The sequence below is a fragment of the Lutibacter sp. A64 genome (assembly GCF_022429565.1).
Taxonomy (GTDB): Bacteria; Bacteroidota; Bacteroidia; order Flavobacteriales; family Flavobacteriaceae; genus Lutibacter.
Map to the genome: position 1 here is coordinate 559,224 of NZ_CP092487.1, position 19,148 is coordinate 578,371.

23 protein-coding genes are annotated in these 19,148 nt (G+C 29.0%); 7 read left to right on the forward strand and 16 right to left on the reverse strand.

The window, feature by feature from the left end:
* Positions 1-16: 16 nt before the first annotated feature.
* A complete protein-coding gene (gene ribD, locus MKD41_RS02065) occupies positions 17-1,066 on the forward strand; it encodes a bifunctional diaminohydroxyphosphoribosylaminopyrimidine deaminase/5-amino-6-(5-phosphoribosylamino)uracil reductase RibD (RefSeq protein WP_240243793.1) in 1,050 nt (349 codons plus the stop codon).
* A gap of 139 nt (positions 1,067-1,205) precedes the next feature.
* On the opposite strand, the gene MKD41_RS02070 is transcribed toward ribD, so the two are convergent.
* Positions 1,206-1,922, reverse strand: a complete 717-nt coding sequence (locus MKD41_RS02070; protein ID WP_240243794.1) for a YebC/PmpR family DNA-binding transcriptional regulator — start codon at positions 1,920-1,922, stop codon at positions 1,206-1,208.
* Positions 1,923-1,990: 68 nt separating this feature from the next.
* Complete coding sequence (locus tag MKD41_RS02075; RefSeq protein WP_240243795.1) at positions 1,991-3,619, reverse strand: acyl-CoA carboxylase subunit beta; 1,629 nt, start codon at positions 3,617-3,619, stop codon at positions 1,991-1,993.
* 132 nt (positions 3,620-3,751) lie between these two features.
* Here MKD41_RS02075 and MKD41_RS02080 point away from each other — a divergent pair, with 132 nt between their 5' ends.
* Genes MKD41_RS02080 through MKD41_RS02095 form a run of 4 tightly spaced genes read left to right on the forward strand, consistent with a single transcriptional unit; the run spans position 3,752 to position 5,809 of the window.
* On the forward strand, positions 3,752-4,108 hold the full coding sequence (locus MKD41_RS02080) for a DoxX family protein (RefSeq protein WP_240243796.1): 357 nt from the start codon (positions 3,752-3,754) through the stop codon (positions 4,106-4,108).
* Between the two features lie 13 nt (positions 4,109-4,121).
* Entirely contained in the window at positions 4,122-4,652 is a 531-nt protein-coding gene (locus tag MKD41_RS02085) for an NADPH-dependent FMN reductase (protein ID WP_240243797.1), read from the forward strand.
* A 1-nt stretch (position 4,653) separates the two neighbouring features.
* Positions 4,654-5,121, forward strand: coding sequence for a MarR family winged helix-turn-helix transcriptional regulator (locus MKD41_RS02090; protein WP_240243798.1), 468 nt, complete (start codon positions 4,654-4,656; stop codon positions 5,119-5,121).
* The gene (locus MKD41_RS02095; RefSeq protein ID WP_240243799.1) at positions 5,093-5,809 is read left to right on the forward strand and encodes a pirin family protein; all 717 of its coding nucleotides are present in this window, start codon (positions 5,093-5,095) and stop codon (positions 5,807-5,809) included. Before MKD41_RS02090 ends, MKD41_RS02095 begins: the two co-directional genes overlap by 29 nt.
* 8 nt (positions 5,810-5,817) lie before the next feature.
* Here MKD41_RS02095 and MKD41_RS02100 read toward each other — a convergent pair whose 3' ends face one another.
* The gene (locus MKD41_RS02100) at positions 5,818-7,758 is read right to left on the reverse strand and encodes an ATP-binding protein (protein WP_240243800.1); all 1,941 of its coding nucleotides are present in this window, start codon (positions 7,756-7,758) and stop codon (positions 5,818-5,820) included.
* Between the two features lie 230 nt (positions 7,759-7,988).
* On the opposite strand from MKD41_RS02100, the gene MKD41_RS02105 reads away from it, so the two are divergent.
* Positions 7,989-8,165, forward strand: a complete 177-nt coding sequence (locus tag MKD41_RS02105; protein ID WP_240228052.1) for a CAL67264 family membrane protein — start codon at positions 7,989-7,991, stop codon at positions 8,163-8,165.
* 127 nt (positions 8,166-8,292) lie between these two features.
* Positions 8,293-9,984 (forward strand): energy-dependent translational throttle protein EttA, encoded by a 1,692-nt coding sequence (gene ettA, locus MKD41_RS02110; protein ID WP_240243801.1) that lies wholly within the window; start codon positions 8,293-8,295, stop codon positions 9,982-9,984.
* A gap of 98 nt (positions 9,985-10,082) precedes the next feature.
* Here the strand turns inward: ettA and MKD41_RS02115 are convergent, their stop codons facing one another.
* The 13 genes from MKD41_RS02115 to MKD41_RS02175 all read right to left on the reverse strand — a co-directional run bounded on the left by MKD41_RS02115 (position 10,083) and on the right by MKD41_RS02175 (position 19,109).
* Positions 10,083-10,484: a DUF4878 domain-containing protein gene (locus MKD41_RS02115; protein WP_240243802.1), complete on the reverse strand. Its 402-nt coding sequence runs from the start codon at positions 10,482-10,484 to the stop codon at positions 10,083-10,085.
* Positions 10,485-10,500: 16 nt separating this feature from the next.
* The gene (locus MKD41_RS02120) at positions 10,501-11,106 is read right to left on the reverse strand and encodes a YiiX/YebB-like N1pC/P60 family cysteine hydrolase (RefSeq protein ID WP_240243803.1); all 606 of its coding nucleotides are present in this window, start codon (positions 11,104-11,106) and stop codon (positions 10,501-10,503) included.
* Between the two features lie 162 nt (positions 11,107-11,268).
* Positions 11,269-11,586 carry a DUF6122 family protein gene (locus MKD41_RS02125; RefSeq protein WP_371824278.1) on the reverse strand — a complete coding sequence of 106 codons (318 nt, stop codon included), beginning with the start codon at positions 11,584-11,586 and terminating at the stop codon, positions 11,269-11,271.
* Positions 11,587-11,589: 3 nt separating this feature from the next.
* Positions 11,590-12,210: a WbqC family protein gene (locus MKD41_RS02130; protein WP_240243804.1), complete on the reverse strand. Its 621-nt coding sequence runs from the start codon at positions 12,208-12,210 to the stop codon at positions 11,590-11,592.
* A gap of 44 nt (positions 12,211-12,254) precedes the next feature.
* Positions 12,255-13,808, reverse strand: a complete 1,554-nt coding sequence (gene lepB, locus MKD41_RS02135; protein ID WP_240243805.1) for a signal peptidase I — start codon at positions 13,806-13,808, stop codon at positions 12,255-12,257.
* 16 nt (positions 13,809-13,824) lie between these two features.
* Positions 13,825-14,529 (reverse strand): 4-hydroxy-tetrahydrodipicolinate reductase, encoded by a 705-nt coding sequence (gene dapB / locus MKD41_RS02140; protein ID WP_240243806.1) that lies wholly within the window; start codon positions 14,527-14,529, stop codon positions 13,825-13,827.
* 111 nt (positions 14,530-14,640) lie between these two features.
* Complete coding sequence (locus MKD41_RS02145) at positions 14,641-15,222, reverse strand: DUF5683 domain-containing protein (protein ID WP_240243807.1); 582 nt, start codon at positions 15,220-15,222, stop codon at positions 14,641-14,643.
* Complete coding sequence (locus tag MKD41_RS02150; protein WP_240243808.1) at positions 15,222-16,121, reverse strand: ParB/RepB/Spo0J family partition protein; 900 nt, start codon at positions 16,119-16,121, stop codon at positions 15,222-15,224. Before MKD41_RS02150 ends, MKD41_RS02145 begins: the two co-directional genes overlap by 1 nt.
* A gap of 5 nt (positions 16,122-16,126) precedes the next feature.
* Positions 16,127-16,894 carry a ParA family protein gene (locus MKD41_RS02155; RefSeq protein ID WP_240243809.1) on the reverse strand — a complete coding sequence of 256 codons (768 nt, stop codon included), beginning with the start codon at positions 16,892-16,894 and terminating at the stop codon, positions 16,127-16,129.
* 145 nt (positions 16,895-17,039) lie between these two features.
* Positions 17,040-17,537, reverse strand: coding sequence for a GNAT family N-acetyltransferase (locus MKD41_RS02160; RefSeq protein ID WP_240243810.1), 498 nt, complete (start codon positions 17,535-17,537; stop codon positions 17,040-17,042).
* Between the two features lie 145 nt (positions 17,538-17,682).
* Positions 17,683-17,835 carry a hypothetical protein gene (locus MKD41_RS02165; RefSeq protein WP_240243811.1) on the reverse strand — a complete coding sequence of 51 codons (153 nt, stop codon included), beginning with the start codon at positions 17,833-17,835 and terminating at the stop codon, positions 17,683-17,685.
* A 47-nt stretch (positions 17,836-17,882) separates the two neighbouring features.
* Complete coding sequence (locus MKD41_RS02170) at positions 17,883-18,755, reverse strand: nucleoside phosphorylase (protein ID WP_240243812.1); 873 nt, start codon at positions 18,753-18,755, stop codon at positions 17,883-17,885.
* Between the two features lie 3 nt (positions 18,756-18,758).
* A complete protein-coding gene (locus MKD41_RS02175; RefSeq protein ID WP_240243813.1) occupies positions 18,759-19,109 on the reverse strand; it encodes a translation initiation factor in 351 nt (116 codons plus the stop codon).
* Positions 19,110-19,148: the final 39 nt, after the last annotated feature.

Below are 19,148 nucleotides of genomic sequence, written 5' to 3' on the forward strand. Positions count from 1 at the left end.
GTATTATTTTTACGCTGTGAAATTACATGAAAAATATATAAAACGTTGCATTCAATTAGCTAAAAATGGTTTTGGAACTACTTATCCAAATCCAATGGTTGGAAGTGTAATTGTTTTAAACGACGTTATTATTGGAGAAGGTTGGCATAAAAAGGCGGGAGAACCACATGCCGAAGTACACGCAATTAATTCTGTTAAAGATAAATCGCTTTTAAAAAATGCTACAATCTATGTTAGTTTAGAACCTTGTTCTCATTTTGGTAAAACACCGCCTTGTGCAAATTTAATTGTAGCAAATGGTATTAAAAACGTTGTTATTGGAATAGTAGATTCTAATAGTAAAGTGTGTGGGAGAGGAGTGCAGTATTTGAAAAATAATGGTTGTAATGTAATTGTTGGTGTTTTAGAAGATGAATGTTATAAATTAAATAAACGTTTTTTTACATTTCATACTAAAAAAAGACCTTTTATAATTCTGAAATGGGCAGTAACTAAAGACGGTTTTATAGATATATTAAGAGATGATACTTCTGAAATTTCTCCAAATTGGATTTCAAATACTTATTCTCAGCAATACGTACATAAAATGAGAGTTGAAGAACAAGCTATTTTGGTGGGTACAACAACGGCTTTAAATGACAATCCTACTTTAAATGTAAGAACATGGACAGGAAATAATCCTGTTAGAATTGTTATTGATAGAATTTTGAAAATACCCAAAGATTACAATATATTGAATGATGGAATTAAAACCATTGTTTTTTCTGAAGTAAAACATGTTAGTAATTCTTATAAAAATGTAACTTTTGAACACATTAATTTCAATAAAAATGTTCCAGAACAAATTTGTGAAATTTTATATAGGTATGAAATTCAATCTGTAATTATTGAAGGCGGAAAACAAACATTACAAAGTTTTATAGATGCTAATTTATGGGATGAAGCTTTTATTTTTGAAGGAAAAACTACCTTTGGAAAAGGTTTAGAAGCTCCAAAATTAAATGCAAAACTTATTAAATCTAAAAAGTTTTTAGATGATGTTTTAAGTATAGTTACACCAGTATAAAGCGTAATAGTTTAAAAGCGGTTATATTAATGTGAATTTTAATTTTTATAAAATGCTATTCAACAGTAATTTAACAATACTTTTAAAATACGTAATTCGTTAATAAAAAGATTTATTTCCTTCTATAATTTAGGTAAAATTACATTTCCATAGAATGATATACGTTTTGTACATCGTCATCTTCTTCTAGGCGTTCTAATAATTTTTCAACATCTGCTTGTTGATCTTCAGATAATTTTACAGTTGTTGTAGGTATACGTTCAAAACCAGAAGAAAGTATCTCTAAGTTGTTTTCTTCTAAATATTTTTGGATAGCACCAAATTGTTCAAATGGAGCATAGATTAAAATTCCATCTTCATCTTCAAAAACTTCTTCAACTTCAAAATCTATTAATTCCAATTCAAACTCTTCTAAGTCCATTTGTAAATCTTCAGTTTTCACTCTAAAGTTACAAGTGTGGTCGAACATAAAAACTACTGAACCAGAGGTTCCCATATTTCCATCGCATTTACTAAAAGCAGCTCTAACATTTGCAACAGTTCTATTGTTATTGTCAGTTGCAGTTTCAACAACTACAGCTATACCATGTGGAGCGTAACCTTCAAATAATACTTCTTTATAATCTGCAGTATCTTTTTCACTTGCTTTTTTAATTGCACGTTCTACATTGTCTTTAGGCATATTTGCAGCCTTAGCATTTTGAATTACAGCCCTTAAACGTGCATTGGTATCGGGGTTTGGACCACCTTCTTTAACCGCCATAACAATATCTTTACCAATTCTGGTAAATGTTTTTGCCATTGCAGACCAACGTTTCATTTTACGTGCTTTTCTAAATTCAAAGGCTCTTCCCATAATATTAATGTAGTATTTATTTTAAAAGTGATGCAAATGTAAAAATTACTATGTGTTTTTACAATTATTTAAACTTGAATTATTCCTAAATTAAATTGCTTTTCAATAGGAGCGTGGTTTGCTGCATCAATACCTATACTAATCCACTTTCTGGTGTCAAGTGGGTTTATTACTCCGTCTGTCCATAATCTAGCGGCAGCATAATATGGAGATGTTTGTGCATCGTATTTTTGTTGAATGGATTTTAGTATTTCTTTTTCTTTTGTTTTAGTAATTTTTTCTCCTTGTTTTTTTAATGAAGCAGTTTCTATTTGCAGTAAAACTTTAGCAGCTTGTGAACCACCCATAACAGCTAACCTAGCAGATGGCCAAGCAACAATTAACCTTGGGTCATAAGCTTTTCCACACATTGCATAATTTCCAGCGCCGTAAGAATTACCAATTATTATTGTAAATTTTGGAACTACAGAATTACTAACGGCATTTACCATTTTAGCGCCATCTTTTATAATACCTCCGTGTTCACTTTTGCTACCAACCATAAAACCGGTAACATCTTGTAAAAATACCAATGGAATTTTTTTCTGATTGCAATTTGCAATAAATCGCGTTGCCTTATCTGCAGAGTCAGAATAAATAACACCACCAAATTGCATCTCCTTTTTACCGTTTTTTACAACTTTACGCTGATTAGCAACTATGCCAACTGCCCAACCATCAATTCTAGCATAAGCACAAACAATGGTTTTTCCATAGTCTTTTTTGTATTCTTCAAATTCAGAATTATCTACAATGCGTTCTATAATTGCTCTTATTTCGTATTGGTCGGTTCTGGTTTTAGGTAAAATCCCAAATATATCATCAGGGTTTTCAACAGGTGATTGTGCTTTAACTCTATTAAATCCAGCTTTGCCAAAATCTCCAATTTTACCAACAATATTTCTAATTTTATCTAAGGCATCTTTGTCATCGCTTGCTTTATAATCTGTAACTCCGCTAATTTCGCAATGTGTAGTTGCTCCTCCAAGAGTTTCATTATCAATGCTTTCTCCAATAGCAGCTTTTACCAAATAACTTCCAGCAAGAAAAATACTAGCAGTTTTATCAACTATCATTGCTTCATCACTCATAATAGGTAAATACGCACCACCAGCAACACAACTTCCCATAATTGCAGAAATTTGAGTAATTCCCATACTGCTCATCACTGCATTATTTCTAAAAATTCTACCAAAGTGTTCTTTATCTGGAAAAATTTCATCTTGCATTGGTAAATAAACACCAGCACTGTCAACTAAATAAATAATAGGAATTTTATTTTCTATAGAAATTTCTTGAGCTCGTAAATTCTTTTTTCCAGTTATAGGAAACCAAGCTCCTGCTTTTACGGTTGCATCATTTGCTACTACAATACACTGTTTGCCTTTTATATATCCAATTTTAACTACAACTCCACCGGAAGGACAGCCACCGTGTTCTGCATACATTTCATCACCAACTAATGCTCCAATTTCTATGCTGTCAGATTTTTTATCAAATAAATAATCGATTCGTTCTCTTGCAGTTAATTTACCCTTGGCTTTGTGTTTTTCAATTTTTTCTTTTCCACCACCTTTATAAACTTTTAGCAATTTCTTTTTTAATTCTGATAATTGAAGTTTGTTGTAATCTTCATTTACATTGAATTTAATATCCATTTGTTTCAGCTATTTTATAGTTGCTAAAGTACAAAATGAATGTTAAACTTTATAAATTAATTACCCGTTCATTAATTACCTAGGTAAATAAAATATATTTTATGTATATTTGCAACATAAAAACTTAAAATTATGAAAACAAACAAAATTATTTATTGGTTAAGTACAGGATTATTAAGTGCTTTATTATTAATGTCTGCAGGAATGTACATATTTAATAATGCAGAAGTTTCAAAAATGTTTATAGGTTTTGGTTATCCAGTGTATATCATTTACCCTTTAGCTGTAGCTAAAATTTTAGCTGTTGGTGTATTGGTAACTCAAAAACAATCAAAAATTAAAGAATGGACATATTCGGCTTTATTTTTTGAATTTATATTAGCTTTTTTTGCACATGTAATGATTAAAGATGGAGGACAAATGGCTGCAATAATAGCACTTGTGTTATTAGTTGTTTCTTATGTTTTTGGTAGAAAGTTATTTAAATAAATTCAATTTAATTATGAAAAGAATTCTTACAATTGGAGCTAGTACAAGTAAAAAGTCGATAAATAAAATTCTTGCAGAATATACAGGTAGTTTATTGACTGATGTTGAAGTGATAAATATTGATTTAAATAACTATAGTATGTCTATTTTTTCGGTTGATTTAGAAGCTGAAAAAGGTTTTCCAGAAGGCGCAATTAATTTAAATTATGAAATTGAAAAATCTGATGGATTTATAATTTCTTTTGCCGAGCATAATGGAGCGTATACGGCAGCTTTTAAAAATGTATTTGATTGGCTATCAAGAATAAATGGTAAAGTGTGGAGAGATAAACCAATGCTATTATTGGCAACATCACCAGGTGCTCGAGGAGGGCAAACAGTTTTAGAACTTGCCGTTAAAAGGTTTCCATTTAATGGAGGTGAAATTATAGGGAATATGTCAGTTCCATCCTTTTTTGATAATTTTAAAGAGGGAGTGTTAGTTGACCAACATTTAAATTTAAACCTTTTAAGATTAGTAGAAAATTTTCAAAAATCGGTTTAAGATGACAGAATTTTCTAAAGAAATAAATTCAACATTTCCTAATGAAAAAATTAAGGCGCTGTTAAATATAAAGTTTACAGCAAATTATTTTGATACATTGGGAAATGAACAGTTAAAACCTTTTAAAATTTCTGAACAGCAATACAACATACTTAGAATTTTAAGAGGAGCAAAAAAAGCAATTACAGTAAAAACTGTAAAAGAACGTATGGTGCAAAAATCGCCAAATTCTACTCGTTTAATGGATAAATTATGTGATAAAAAATTGATTGAACGTGAACGTTGTGAACATGATAGACGGGTAGTTTATGTAAAAATAACCGAAAAGGGATTGAATTTATTGTCGAAAGTTAAAATGGAAGGTTTAGATAATTATTTCAACAATCTTTCTGAAGATGAGGCAAGAATTTTAAATACTCTTTTAGATAAGTTTAGAACAAATGATAGCAAAAATATACAAATCAAATGATAGAGGAATTGCAGATTATGGTTGGTTAAAAGCAAATTACTCTTTTAGTTTTTCAAATTATTTTAATTCTGAAAAGATGAATTTTGGCGCTTTACGAGTGTTAAATGATGATTTTATTCAAGGGGGAATGGGATTTGGAATGCATCCACATGAAAATATGGAAATTATTTCTATACCCTTAAAAGGAGCCTTAAAACACAGAGATTCTATGTCTAATAAATGGATTTCGTTAGAAGAAGGTGAAGTTCAGGTAATGTCTGCAGGTACTGGTATAGAACATTCAGAAATGAACAATCATCCAACGGAGGAAGTGAATTTATTTCAAATATGGATTATTCCAAATAAACAAAATGTAACGCCTAGCTACAACCAAAAAAAGTTTAATGCATTAGAACGAAAAAATAAATTACAAGTATTGGTATCTTCAATAGAACATAGTGTTGAAGGTGCTTTAATCATACACCAGAATGCACAAGTTTCAAGAATTAATTTAAGCGAAAATTCAGTATTAAAGTATCAATTAAAATCTAAAAATAATGGTGTTTATATTATGGTTATTGAAGGAGAAGTACTTGTAGACAATAAAATTTTAAATAAAAGAGATGCGCTAGGAGTTTATAAAACTGATGTAATTAATTTAAAAGCAAACTTTAGCTCAGACATTTTATTTATAGAAGTGCCAATGTAATACTAAAATTACTCCGTAGGTAGTAAAATTGAAAATTTACTACCTACGCCTATTTGACTTTCAATAGTAATTTTACCGCCTTGTTTTTCAATAAACTCTTTACATAATAATAAACCTAATCCAGATCCTTTTTCATTTTCTGTTCCAGGATTAGATTGGGTTTTTTCTATTTTAAAAAGGTCTTCTATTTTTTCAGATGAAATTCCAATACCTGTATCAGTAATATTTAGTTGAAAGTATTGTTTTTGATTGTAATTAATTATTTCAGAACTAATTTCAACTTTTTTATTTCGTTCTGTAAATTTTAAAGCATTTGAAACTAAATTACGTATTATAATTGAGGTTAAATCTGGATCTCCAATAACATTGGCATTTTCAGGATCTATTGTATTTATAAAGGTTATCTCTTTTAAGTTCGCTTGGTTTTCTAATTGTGAAAAGAGTTCTTTATTGTGTGTTATAATGTTGAATTTTATTTTTTTAGCAATTATTTTTTTTGATTGAGACATAGACCAATTTAAGAGGTCTTCTAATAAAATATATAAATGATCAGATGATTTTTGAATGGTTTTAAGCATTGTTTTTTGCTTATTAATATCCATTGTGTCAAAACGATCTACTAATAAATTAATTAAAGATTTTTGTGTACCTGCAGGGTTTTTAAGGTCGTGTGCAATTATAGAAAAAAATTGGTCCTTTATTTTATTTAAAGTTTTAAGTTCTTCTTCTTTTGATTTATTATCCGTAATATCATAAGCATTCAGAATTACAGTATCGGCTGTTTTATAGGTGACTCTAGCAGAAAACCACATTTTATTATTATTAATAACTAATGGATACTCGAGAATTACTAGTTCTTTACTTTTAAGACATTTTGTAATAGCATTTTTAAATGACTTGGCCAGTTCGGGTTCAAAAATTGTACTTACATTTTTACCTATTAAATCTTTTTGAGGTTTATATAGTAAATCTTTATTGCTGTAATTTACAGTTAAATAATCTCCATCTTTATTAAATTCAACAATTAAACTATCGATAGATTTAAAAATGGCAACCATTTTTCGTTCATTTTGTTTAATCTTTAAAAGTGTTTTGGAAATAAACCAAATTAAAATACTAATAATAAAGGTGCTAATAAATAAAATGTATAAAATTGTTTTATCTTGATCAAGATACGAATTCCATCCATTAACTGGAGTGGCAGCTAAAACCCAATTTCCTATAGGTAAATTAACGTCAATAGATATAGGATCGTTTTCAAAAATAGATGCATCTCCCCAAAAAACAGGCCCATTTTTACCAGTTCCATCAGTTCCTCTTAAAGCAAATTTAAATCCGTTTTCTTCTAAATTTATATTTGCTTCTTTAATTAAGTTTTCTTCTTTTATAACAATGTCTGTAATTCCCCAAAATGAATTATTATTAAGTTTATCAAATATGGGAGTGTAACTTATAAATGCAGTACCACCCTCAATTAATTCAACTGGTCCAGCAATAAAAGTTAATTCAGTTTTAATGGTTTTTTCAACAATTTCTTTTCTTTCAGGATGAGCTAATAAGTTTAAGCCCATAGCAGATTCGTGTCCTTCATATGGATAAATAGCATTTAAAATACAATTTTTAGACAAAGCCATAGTACTAATTACAGAGTCTTGTTTTATGTATTCCTTAGCAAGTTCAGAAAATTCATTGTTAGATATTGAAGGGTTTAAGCTTACGTATGCGGCTACACCACGTGTATAATAGATTCTGGAATATAGAGCTTTTTCTAAATTGGATTTTTTACTGGCTAATAAATCCATTAAGTTAGAGCGTTCATCTTTTTCCCATTGCCCTTTTGTATAATTAGAATAATTGTAAATGGCGATTGATAAAACTATAAAAACACATAAAGAGTATAGTATTGGAATTATTTTTTTTATAAAATTTTTATACGTTTTATGTTTCATTTACAACTTATTAATAATTTATAGTTTTATAAAACGGCTAAAATAAAAAAAATATCTTTTTAGAAGTACATAATGTGCTAATAGTGAAAATTAAATTTTAATTTTTATTTAACACTAAAATTGATTGAACAATAAGGTATAAACGTCTTTTTTTTATGCAATTCATTTTTAATTTACGATATTTGCTTTTAATAATTTTTTTAAAGTAATTTAATTAAATACACAAAAAAATGAATAAAAATACTGTATTAGCTTGGGCTACAGCAATTATGTTAATAGTTGGTTTAGCTTTAATAGCTTTAGGTGCATTTAGATACAATGAAGTTGCAGGTTGGGGATTTGCCTCTGTAGGAATTGGTTTTTTTGCAATTGCTTGGGTTTTTAATGCTTTAAAAGGACGAGTTTAATAAATAGTTATAGGTGTATACTATTGTTTTGCTATAAAATATATGCAAAATTTAAGTGTGTGCTTATTAAATTCTTATTTTAAATTAATAACCAAGTACAATAAACAATTAAAATTATATTATAAATATGTCAGATGATAAGAAAGTAATCTTTTCAATGTCTGGTTTGTCTAAAACCTATCAAGGTGCAAATAAACCAGTTTTAAAAGATATTTATTTAAGCTTTTTTTATGGAGCTAAAATTGGAATTTTAGGTTTAAATGGTTCAGGAAAATCTACTTTATTGAAGATTATTGCTGGAATTGAAAAAAACTATCAAGGAGATGTTGTTTTTGCTCCAGGATATTCTGTTGGTTTTTTATCTCAAGAGCCTAAATTAGATGATTCTAAAACAGTTATTGATATTGTAAAAGAAGGAGTTGCTGAAACTGTTGCAGTGTTAGATGAATACAATAAGATAAACGACATGTTTGGCTTGGAAGAAGTGTATTCTGATGCTGATAAAATGGAAAAATTAATGGCACAACAAGCCATTTTACAAGATAAAATTGATGCTGCAAATGCGTGGGAGTTAGATACCAAACTAGAAATAGCAATGGATGCTTTACGTACTCCAGATGGTGATACGCCAATTAAGAATCTTTCAGGTGGTGAGCGAAGAAGAGTTGCATTGTGTAGATTGCTATTACAAGAGCCAGATGTGCTTTTATTAGATGAGCCAACCAACCACTTAGATGCTGAATCTGTACATTGGTTAGAGCATCATTTACAACAATATAAAGGAACTGTTATTGCAGTAACGCATGATAGATATTTCTTAGATAATGTTGCTGGTTGGATTTTAGAATTGGATAGAGGAGAAGGTATTCCTTGGAAAGGTAATTATTCTTCTTGGTTAGATCAAAAATCGAAACGATTGGCTCAAGAATCTAAACAGGCTTCTAAACGTCAAAAAACCTTAGAACGTGAGTTAGAATGGGTTCGCCAAGGAGTAAAAGGACGTCAAACTAAGCAAAAAGCACGTTTGAAGAATTACGACAAATTAATGAGGCAAGATCAAAATCAGTTAGATGAGAAATTAGAAATATACATTCCAAATGGTCAGCGTTTAGGTACTAATGTTATTGAAGCAAAAGGGGTTTCAAAAGCATTTGGAGATAAGTTGTTATATGAAGATTTGAATTTTAATTTACCCCAAGCTGGTATTGTAGGTATTATTGGTCCTAATGGTGCTGGTAAAACCACTATTTTTAAAATGATAATGGATGAATTAGCTCCAGATAAAGGTGAATTTGTAGTTGGTGATACTGCAAAAATTGCATATGTAGATCAAAGTCATTCAAATATTGATCCTGAAAAAACAATTTGGCAAAACTTTTCTGAAGAACAAGAATTAATTTTAATGGGAGGGAAACAAGTAAATTCTCGCGCATATTTAAGTCGTTTTAATTTTTCAGGAAGTGATCAGAACAAAAAAGTAAGTATGTTGTCTGGTGGAGAGCGTAATAGGTTGCATTTAGCAATGACATTGCGTGAAGAAGGAAATGTTTTGTTATTAGATGAGCCTACTAACGATTTAGATGTTAATACATTGCGTGCGTTGGAAGAAGGTTTAGAAAACTTTGCGGGTTGTGCTGTTGTTATTAGTCACGACCGTTGGTTTTTAGATAGAATTTGTACGCATATTTTAGCTTTTGAAGGAGATTCTCAAGTATATTTCTTTGAAGGTTCTTTCTCAGATTATGAAGAGAACAAGAAAAAACGATTAGGTGGAGATTTAATGCCTAAACGTATTAAATATAAAAAATTAATTAGATAATTATAAAAAAGGCTGTTTCAAAAACTATTGAAAACCGACGTCAGGCTGAACTTTTTTCAGGTTGATGATAATTTCACTTTTAAAACAGCCTTTTTTATTTATACTTTAATAAACCATTTACCATCTATTTTAATAAGTTTAGCGTTTTCTTTTTCAGAATCACCATTTTTAAAGTTAACTGTATAATCTACTCTAGCGCTATTGCCATCTTCTGCAATAGTTTCATTATCTATTACAATATTTTTTAAGCCATCTTTATTATCAAATTCTTCTTTTGCAGCCATTCCAAATAGACCTTCCATTTTTTTAGCTTCTTCTTCAGAGAACTTTTTACCTTCTCCAGTAACATAAAGAGTGGTTACTTTTTCAAAATCTTTAGCTTTCATTAAATCATAAGCTTTTTTTATGGTATCTCCGGGTGAAGTGCCACTTCCACAGGAACTTACACTAAATAAAACGATTGTTAATAAGAGTGCCGATGCTAATTTTAAATGTTTCATAATTACTTTTTTTAAATTAAATTATTCTATTAAATATTGGTTTTTTAGTGAACTCTGAAGGGAATATTATAGCATGTGTACCAACAACAAATTTTAATTCTCTTTCTTTTATATTTAGGGTAATTCCTGCATTTTTGAATGCTTTTAATATAAGTTCTGTACAATAGAGTTTATTATCTGTGTTTAAGTTGTATTCATTATCAAAAGTGCATTTTTTTAAATAGAATTTTTGGGCTTCATTTACTACCTTGCTAAGAGTTTTAGCATTAAAAGTTGATCTATAAACAGCGTATGAAGAAGCCTTTTTAGGGTTTAAAAATTTTTTAAAAGTTTCTTTTTTTAAAGTGTTATTTTTATGAGGGACTGCATGAATTACATAAGGAGTTCCTTTTTCAATTGCTATAATTCCGATATGTGTATATTCTGAAGTCTTGTCTGCTAAGTGAACTAAATAACTTCCGGTAGATTTTCCACATCGTAAAATAAGATCTCCATTTTGTAAGTTTTTAAAATTAACTATTTTAAATGATTGATTGGTATTTATAAAGCGTAGATAATAAAATAATGAACTGCCTAATAAAAGCACTATCAAAAAATAACCAATATTTTTAATAATATTCATTTAGATTATGGTTTAATTATATCTACAAATTTTAAAAATAAAAGGGGTTTGAAAGATATGATATATCTAATTAATTTAGAATATGTAAATAAATAGGAGTAATAATTATTAAAGTTACGAAATTAAGTGTTATTTTTTCTTAAAAATTATAAAAAAATAATTTTAATGAATCCAAAGGCAGTCTATAGAGTCTGTAACAATATGAAAAAGTAATCCAATAGCAACAATTCTTGTTTTTGTAGGGATTAATAATAAACAGTAAATACCTATTGCATAATATGAATGTAGAGGATGGAAATTTATGCTACATCTATTGGCTTCAAAAATTGGAGTAGCAAGAAGATGATCTAAATCTATTGACATAGTTAAAATAAATATAAACCACACTTTTTTCCAACTGTTTTTAAAAAAGAGAAAAGCTATAATGCCGGGCACTATAAAATGCATTCCATAGTGAATAATAAATCGTATAATTTCCAATATTTATAGATTTAAATTTTGAGATTCTAGATAATTTAAAGCATTTGGGCCTTCCATAAAAAGTAAATCTAAAATACTAAGGTTAGAAATAAATCCGTGATTTTGTTCAAAAACTTGAATGTATCTTTCTAAATTGTATTGAGGTTCTTTTTTAGAAATTGCGAGGTTTCTAAAGTCTTTTAAAGGAGTTTCTATTAAAAATTCATCAGTTTTAGTTGTGGTGATTTCTAGCTGTAGGGCTTCCATAATAAATTGATGACTCAACAGGTTTAAATCTAATAAAAATGTGTGTTTTTTATTAAATATTGGTAATAAATCATCAATGTAAAATTCAAAAAAGGGTGATGAATTATAAGCTGTTGTTAAAGTTTTTAAATGAAGCTTGTTCCAATCGTCTTTATAATCAATTTTTACATCTTTTGTTTTTTGTTTCACGCCTTTATTATGTTGTATAGGTACATTTAATAAATGTTTACCATCTGCAGTATAAATATAACATCTGTTTCTATAGGTTTGTTTTTGAAAATTATCTTCAAATTCAAAACAAATATTATTGTTTTTTGAAATAGCTACATATTGAATAATTGGAGCAAAATATGTTGGTTGAAGCAATAACATTTGCATCTGATATCTAAATTCTGTATGTTAAAAACTACTCTAAATCGATATTAAATCTGATTTTCTTTTTCTTCTTTTTTACGTTTTCTGTAAGCGCTATAACCAAACCAAATAGCCAGTACAGCTAAAAAATGGTATAAGTACGATACAGGTTCTCCAGAACCATGTACAGTTGTAAATAGGCGATCCCATCTAATTTTTTCGGAAATACCATTTCCATTAGTGTCCCAACTAAACCAAATAAATACAGGTTTACCAACTACATGGTCAAAAGGTACATAACCCCAATAACGGGCATCTTCAGAATTATGACGGTTATCTCCCATCATCCAATAATAATCTTGTTTAAAAGTGTATTCAGTAGCTTTTTTACCATTGATAAAAATTTCATCTCCATTTACTGTTAAATTATTGTTTTCGTAAACTTCAATAATTCTTTTATAAAATGGTAGTGATTTAGAATTTAAAGCAACAGTTTTTCCTGCTTTAGGAATGTAAATTGGGCCATAATTATCGTCAGACCAAGGGTATTGTGGACTATGCGGGAAAACTCTAGAATTATAATTTCCTGCTGGTGTTAACTCTTTAGTTACACTTTTTATAAGCGGATTGTTTTTAAGTTTAGCAGCATTTTCATCGGTTAAATTAAGGTTGTAATAATCTCCAAAATTACGTCCTTCAGTTACATCATACCTTTTTAAAGTTGCAGCACTTAATTGCTGACCATTAGTTACAACTTTGTGCATGTATTGTGTTTTTGCTCTATCTGGTAATACTGTTTTTTTACCGTTTATATAAATGTAACCTTGTCTAATTTCTAATGAATCTCCTGGAATACCAACAGCACGTTTTACATAATTCGATTTTTTATCGATTGGTTTTTTAACATGAATGTTTGAGGTGTCAAAAAAACGTTGTACCGTATCAACAGGCCAACTAAAAACAACAATTTCATTACGTTTAATATCTTGAAAACCAGGGAGTCTAAAATATGGTAATTGAGGTTTTTGTAAATACGATTTTGTACCAATAATAGGTAAAGAATCATGTACCATTGGGGCAGCAATGGTAGTCATAGGTGTTCTTGCTCCGTAATGAAATTTACTTACAAAAAGAAAGTCACCAACTAACAACGATTTTTCTAATGAAGAAGTTGGTATTGTATAAGGTTGCATAATATAAGTATGCACTAGTGTTGCTGCAATAATAGCAAATACAATAGAACTAACCCATTCGCCAAGTTCAGTTCTTGATTTTAAGCTTCTGTCTTCTACATATGTAACATTTTCTATATAGTTTAAGTAAAAACTATAAAAACCAAGTGTTACTACAGCAAGTATTGAGTCTAAAGTTTTATATTTTCCAAAGCTTCTAACGGTTTCAACCCAAATAACAGGGAACATTAATAAGTTTATTATTGGAATAAATAATAAAAGTACCCACCAAGTAGGTCTTTTAATAATTTTCATTAAAATTATTGCATTGTAAATAGGAATAATTGCTTCCCAAGATTTTCTACCTGCTTTTTTATATAATTTCCAAGTTCCTAAAAAGTGAATAACTTGTACAATTAGAAAAAAGAAAAACCACTCAATCATTGTCATAATAAACTATTTTATATTATTTTAAACCCAAAACATCTTTCATTGTAAAAATACCAGTTTTACCATATAACCATTCTGCTGCAATTACGGCTCCTAAAGCAAAGCCACTTCTATTATGGGCGGTATGTTTAATTTCAATAGTATCTACTTCTGAATTATAAGCAACGGTATGTGTTCCGGGAACATCATCTATACGTTTTGCAACTATAGGTATTTGAGAATCGTTATTTGTTACATTTAAGTTCCAACTTTCTTTGTTGGTATGTTTAATAACTCCTTCAGCAAGTGTAATTGCTGTTCCACTAGGAGCATCTAATTTTTTTGTATGATGAATTTCTTCTAATGTTACATCATATTGGTTTAATTGATGCATCATTTTAGCAAGTTGTTCGTTTAATTCAAAAAAGATATTTACACCTAAACTAAAATTTGAAGCGTAGATAAAAGCACCATTTTTTTGCTTGCAAAGTTCTGTAATAGCAGGGTATTTATCTAACCAACCAGTGGTTCCACTAATTACAGGAATATTGTTATTTAAACAATTTGAAATATTATTAAAAGCAACAGATGGAATACTAAAGTCTATTGCAATATCGGCAATTTTGATATCGTATTCTTTAGTGTTTTCATCAACTTTTAATACTATTGTATGTCCTCTTTGTAAAGCAATTTTTTCAATTGTTTTACCCATTCTGCCATAACCTAATAAAGCTATTTTCATGTGTTTTTTTATTGTTTTTTTACGGTCATGCACAGTTTACTACCTAAATTTATAGTAGGTAATTTAATTGTTTTGCACTGTGATAAACTGTTTAACATGCTCGTTTTATTCTTAAAATTTAAAATTTAACGATGCTACAACTACAGATTTATTACTTGTTGCATCTTTAATAATTTGAGGGGATATGGTTAGATTATTATCAACGTTATGCTGTAATAAATGTGCATTTGTACTCGCTTCAAGAATTTGTAAAACATAGATGCCAACAGTTACTAAAATAGACAAGTCTCTATCTTTTTTATATGATTCTTGAGCTCTGGTTAATGCGTCGTCTGATAAATAAATATGATCACCTTCACCGTCAAATTCGTTTGGTTTATTATCTAATCTTAATTTATAAGCAGTTCGTGCTCTATTGTAATTAGTATTATTTAAATCATAAAAATAAACACCAGTTCCAAGAGCAGCATAAACAAATGGAATTTTCCAATATTTTTTATTGTACGCTTGTCCTAAACCAGGAAGAATTGCAGAGTAAAATGCTGCTTTGGCAGGAGATAGCATATCAAACTCGTTTGGCGAGGTATAGATAGTATCTTTTGCTTTTACTATTATTTCTTCTTCTTGTGAAAAGGAATTAATGGTAACTAGTAAACTAAGAACTAATAAAATGTAAGACTTTTTATACGGCACTATTCCAATAATTTTTTTATTCGGTTAAAATCTTCTTCAGAGTGAAAAGGAATTACTATTTTTCCTTTATCAGCCCCAGATAGTTTAACGTCAATTTTATGTCCAAAGTATTCGCTAAACGTTTTTAATCCTTTAGCTACAAATTTTGGAGTCTCATTAGTTTTAGTAGTTGTTTTTTTTGGTTTTTCAACACCACTTTTAAGTTCTTTAACAACTTGCTCTGTTTGTCTAACAGATAATTTCTCAGCTAATATTTTTTCATAAATAGCTAATTGTTCTTCAGTATTTTCAATATTTATAAGGGCTCTACCGTGTCCCATAGATAAAAAACCATCTCGCATTCCCGTTTGAATTATTGGGTCTAATTTTAATAAACGCAAGTAATTTGTAATTGTAGAACGTTTTTTACCTACACGTTGACTCATTTCTTCTTGTGTTAAATCAATTTCATCGATTAAACGTTGGTAAGATAAAGCAACTTCAATAGGGTCTAAATCTTTTCTTTGAATGTTTTCAACCAATGCCATTTCAAGCATTTCTTGGTCGTTTGCCAATCTAATATAGGCAGGTATTGTTTTGTTTCCAATTAATTTTGAAGCTCTAAATCTACGTTCTCCAGATACTAATTGAAATTTTTCGTTTCCAAGTTTTCTAACTGTAATTGGTTGAATAACGCCTAGTTCTTTAATAGAACTAGCTAATTCACGTAATGCCTCTTCATTAAAATAACTTCTTGGTTGAAAAGGATTTACTTCAATAGATTCTAATTCTATTTCAATAATACTACCAACAACTTTATCTGCATTTTCATCATTAGCTGAATTAACATTAGCCGTATTTTCTTTTAACAAGGCAGATAAACCTCTTCCAAGTGCTTGTTTTTTTAGTGCTTTTGCCATTTCTTTTATTTAGCGTGTTGTTTTAAAATTTCGTTTGCTAAGTTAATATAATTTACGGCACCTTTACTTGTTGCATCATAAGCTATTATACTTTCACCATAACTTGGAGCCTCACTTAGCCTTACATTTCTTTGTATAATGGTTTTAAATACCATATCCTGAAAGTGTTTTTTTACTTCATCAACTACTTGGTTAGATAATCGTAAACGAGAATCGTACATAGTTAATAGTAAGCCTTCAATATCTAATTCTGGATTGTGTAATTTTTGAATACTTTTTATAGTATTTAATAATTTACCTAAACCTTCTAAAGCAAAATATTCACATTGTATAGGTATAACTACAGAATTTGCAGCTACCAATGCATTTAAAGTAATTAATCCTAGAGAAGGAGCACAGTCTATAAGAATATAATCATAGTCGTTTTTAACTTCTTCTAAAACTTCTTTTAGCATAAACTCTCGGTGATCTTTATCAACCAATTCAATTTCTATTGCAACTAAATCTATATGTGCAGGTATTATTGAAACATTGGGCGAATTTGTTGGAAGAATTGCATCTTTTGCAGATGCAGCATGTTCTAGTAGTTGGTAGGTTCCAACTTCAACTTCGTCAACAATAATACCTAATCCAGAAGATGCATTAGCTTGTGGATCGGCATCAATTAATAGTACTTTTTTTTCTAATACTCCTAGAGCTGCGGCTAAATTTACAGTAGTAGTAGTTTTACCAACACCACCTTTTTGGTTGGCAATTGCAATAATTTTTCCCATAAAAGAATATAGAGTTATTTTAAGTTGTAAAAATACAATTTATTATGGTTTATAAAAGGGAATATTGTTAACAAACAGATAAAAAATGTTAGATTTAAAAAATAGTTTAGTAATAAGTTTAGAACCAGTATGGTGAATCTAGTTTTTACTTTGTTTTATAAATTACCCAGTTATTTCTTTCAAAATCAAGTTCTTGATAATAAATGAGTCCAATTTTTTTAAGTACTTTAATAGAAGCTAGGTTTTCTTTTAAAGCTCTTCCAACAATTTCTTTTAATTTAAGGGTATTTATACCATATTCAATACAAGATTTAGCAGCTTCTGTAGCGTAGCCTTTATTCCAATGTTTTTTAAAAAATCGAAAACCAATATCGTATTCATTTTTAGTTGCTGTAAATTTAATGCCGCACCAGCCAATAAATTCTTCATTTTCTTTGTTAATTACAGCCCATCTTCCGCAGCCATATTTATGGTATTGGTCGTAGTTTTCTAGAAAATTTTTAGCGCTTTCAATAGAATCAAATGGTTTGTCTCCAGTATATTTTAAAACTGCTTTATCTAGGTTTAATAAATAAAAAGATTTTGCGTCATTTACATTTAATGTTCTTAAATAGAGTCTCTCTGTTTCTATTATTCTATTCAAAATAGTTATTTTAAAAGTTGAATTTGGTGGTGTTTTTAAATGTAAAGAGTTGTTTTTTAGTTTTTTAAGGTAAAAATAAGTAGTTTATTTTTTTAAAGTATGAGCTCTATAAAATTAATAAACTACTTATTATATAAATCTTAATTTACCTAGCTTCTGCTATACTGTTATTTTCTGAAGTAGGGAGTGTTATTTTTGAATTATCAGATGTTAATCCGCAACCTTTTGAAGATCCGCAGGATGTACATAAAAGCAATACAAAAATGATTGCCAATAAAGGGGTAATTATTTTTTTCATTTTAAAAGGGGTTTAATGAGTTTTAAAAGATGAAATATACAAAAAAATTAAGAGCTAAGTTTATCTAGCGTATAAATTATTAATTCTTCTACAGGTTTATAAGGGTTTTTACTAAAAGTTCCATTGGCTCTATTGGCAATTATTGCATTCATAGAACAAGCATTGTGCCCCAATAATTTAGACAATCCATAAATTGCCGAAGTTTCCATTTCTAAATTTGTTATTTTTACTCCTTTATAGTTAAAGTTGTCAATTTTACTATTTAGTTTTGGGTCTTGAATTTGTAATCTTAAAACTCTTCCTTGTGGTCCGTAAAATCCACCAGCTGTTGCTGTTACACCTGCAAACGTTTTATCGCTTAAAAGTTTTTTTTCTAAAGTGCTACTGTTTTTAACAATATAAGGTCTAGATTTTCTTTCACTCCAATTAGTATGTTTTATAAAAGCTTCTTCAAAATCTGCTTCTAATACATGGTCACAATCGTAAGAAAGTAACATACCATCAAAACCTAACCCGTATTTTGCTAGTACAAAGCTATCTACCGGAATGTCTTTTTGTAAAGAACCAGAAGTACCAATTCTAACAATATTTAATTGTGTAAGTTCTTTTTTTACAGTTCTAGTTTCTAAATCTATATTAACTAGCGCATCCAATTCATTCATAACAATATCTATATTGTCTGGACCAATTCCTGTAGATATTACAGACATTCTAATATCTTTATAAACACCTGTAATTGTTCTAAATTCTCTTTTTTGGGTTTCAAATTCTATAGAATCGAAATGTTTTGTGATTTTTGGAACTCTATTTTGATCTCCAACAAAAATTATAGTATTTGCAATATTTTCTGGTTTTAAATTTAAATGGTAAACACTACCATCTGGATTTAAAATTAATTCTGAGTCTGCTATTTTATTCATAAGTTATCCGCCAACGCGTTTTATGTTATATCCTTCTTTTTTAAGAATCTGCATTATTTTATCTCGGTAATTACCTTGAATTATAATTTCGTTGTCTTTTACGCTACCACCAACACCGCATTTGGTTTTAAGTAATTTACCTAAAGCTTTTAAGTCGCTATCTAAACCTTTAAAGCCAGTAATAACGGTAACTGTTTTTCCGCCTCTTCCTTTGTTAGAGAAATGTGCTTCTAAAAATTGTTTGTTAGCAGGTAAGGTTTCTGTGTTTTCATTATTTTCATACTCAAAATTTTCATTTGTTGAAAATACAAAACCACCTAAATCTTCAAGACTATTTATTTTCTTTTTTCCCATTTTAAATACTGAAATTATAGATGTAAATTTACTGAAATT